The organism is Thiohalocapsa sp., from assembly GCF_019695415.1.
Classification (GTDB): domain Bacteria; phylum Pseudomonadota; class Gammaproteobacteria; order Chromatiales; family Chromatiaceae; genus Thiohalocapsa.
The window spans coordinates 1-2017 of sequence record NZ_JAIFKJ010000266.1 but is presented as its reverse complement, the minus strand read 5'-3'; the positions used below and the strand labels follow the sequence as shown (position 1 = coordinate 2017).

The following is a 2017-nucleotide window of genomic DNA, read 5'->3' as shown; positions in this document are numbered from 1 at the left end:
CGCCCTTCCAGCGCTCGGCCGGCTGCGGTCCCGGCAGCCAGAGGGCCGCGGGGACGGTAAGCAGGGGCCAGAGCGTGAGTGCGGGGTTCAGGCGTCTCGATGCAAGGCCCGGAGGGGCGGGGCCGGCATCGGCGGCCAACAAATCGATCAGCTCAGTTGTCTTCAGGGCAGCTTCCTCGCCAGCTCGGCGAGTCGTTTCAGACCACGGTGCACCTGCACCTTCAGGGCCGAGACCGAGACACCGCTGCGCGCGGATGCCTCAGCCATGGACAGGCCCTCCAATTTGGTCATGGTGATCGCCTCTTGCTGTGCCTGCGACAGCTCGCCGAGCAGGGTCGCGAGATCGCGCTGGACCGGGAATTCATCTGCGACCGCTGGGAGCGCGCCCTCCCCCACCTCATCCAGCGGGTCGTGGAGGGCGTCGCGCCGGCCGCGCCTGCGCCACAGATCAATCAGCTTGTGGCGGGCAATGGCCAGTACCCACCGGCTCACCGGGACTGCCGGATCATAGGTGCCGCGCTGCAGATGGATCGCCAGCAGTGTCTCCTGCACCAAGTCCTCTATCTCGTCCGGCAGCGACTGCATGCGCCGCCGCAGCCAGCCCCGCAGGCGCTTAGTGATGTGACCCAGCGCCTCGCGGTAGGCGGCCTCGTCGCCACGCTGCGCGCGCAGCCACAGCGGTTGCAGTGCGGCCTCAAAGTCGTCCGCATCCGGCCTACCGCGCTGATTCCGCTGTTCCATCACCTTATCCGCTCAGTCGTGCCGTTGGCATCAAAGGTTACATGCGGGCGCAGCCGGCATTGCGCAGAAGAATTTCTCTTCACCGAAGTAACCATTCTCCCGAAGCCGACGACTGAGCCAGTACCGGCGCGCTGTTGAGCGCCGCGATACGCAAGCAATCCTTCACAGCCTTTGGAGCACTGTCATGACGAAGACCCTCATCGCCACCGCAACCCTTCTGATCGCCGTGTCGGCTCACGCCGCCGACAGCCGCGAGCAGTTTATCAGCGGCAATCCGGACAGCGACAACAAACGCGCATTCTACGAGGACGTCACAGCCATGCCGCGCAGTGTCGGCACCGACCGTGATCGGTATCAGGGCATCGCCGAGGGCAATGCGGATCTGTTCGACGTGGATCTCGGGGCAGATCTGGGCGCTTCGGGGTCGCATGCGCGCCCGGACATTTATGGCCCGTTTGGCGCTAGCCCGGACCTGAGCTACTGAGTTAGGGGCGCGCCGACTTATCGGTGCATGCCGCGCGGGGCAGGACGCCCTGCCATTTTCGGCGATACAAGTCGCTGAAAATGATGGAGTCGGAAAACCGCCCTCCCTGGGAACAAGCCGGGTTCCAAGCGATTTCTGGGCAGAATGCCCGATAAATCGGCGTCTTCCTAAGCCCAACTCCAGATCGATCGCCGGCGATATATGCGCCGAGCAGTCGCTAAATTTTGGGCAGGAGGCCCAATAAATCAGCATCTCCTTAGAGCCGCCACGGCCCCCATGGCACGCCCCGCCGGGCGGTCCATGGGGGCGCGGTTCAACTAGCGTTTTTAGGATTGTCGTCGCCGGCCGTGGCTGCCGATTCACGCTCCGGCTGCCGCAACTCCACCTGCAACGGGCCACTCGCATCCAGGTGCAGATCCCGTTGCGGGAAGGCGATGACGATGCCGGCCTCGGCGAACTTGCGGTTGATCGCCTTGTGCAGGTCGGTGATGGTCGCGATGCGGTAGTCGATGGAGCTGAGATAGGCGCGCAGGATCAGCGTCAGGGAGTTGTCGCCGAAGCCCTCAAAGCTCAGGATCGGCGCCGGGTCATCAAGGACGTGCTCGTGCTCTTCGGCTGCCTCGCGCATGAGCTCCAAGGCCCTGTCGACGTCGCTGCCATAGGCGACGCCGGCAACGACGACCACCCTCGTCATCTGATCTGACAGGGACCAGTTGAGCAGACGCCCGGTGACGAATTCCTTGTTCGGCACCAGCAGCTCCTTGCGGTCCCAGTTGCGGATGGTGGTGGCGC

At 64.5% G+C, this 2017-nt stretch carries 3 protein-coding genes; 1 reads left to right on the top strand and 2 read right to left on the bottom strand.

Annotated features, from left to right (window positions below; translation table 11 throughout):
• Positions 1-162: 162 nt before the first annotated feature.
• Positions 163-741 carry a sigma-70 family RNA polymerase sigma factor gene (locus I6U14_RS07655; protein ID WP_296898201.1) on the bottom strand — a complete coding sequence of 193 codons (579 nt, stop codon included), beginning with the start codon at positions 739-741 and terminating at the stop codon, positions 163-165.
• A 184-nt stretch (positions 742-925) separates the two neighbouring features.
• On the opposite strand from I6U14_RS07655, the gene I6U14_RS07650 reads away from it, so the two are divergent.
• A complete protein-coding gene (locus tag I6U14_RS07650) occupies positions 926-1225 on the top strand; it encodes a hypothetical protein (RefSeq protein ID WP_296898199.1) in 300 nt (99 codons plus the stop codon).
• Positions 1226-1538: 313 nt separating this feature from the next.
• On the opposite strand, the gene I6U14_RS07645 is transcribed toward I6U14_RS07650, so the two are convergent.
• Positions 1539-2017: mechanosensitive ion channel domain-containing protein (locus I6U14_RS07645; RefSeq protein ID WP_296898198.1), on the bottom strand; the 479-nt coding region annotated here is incomplete at its 5' end.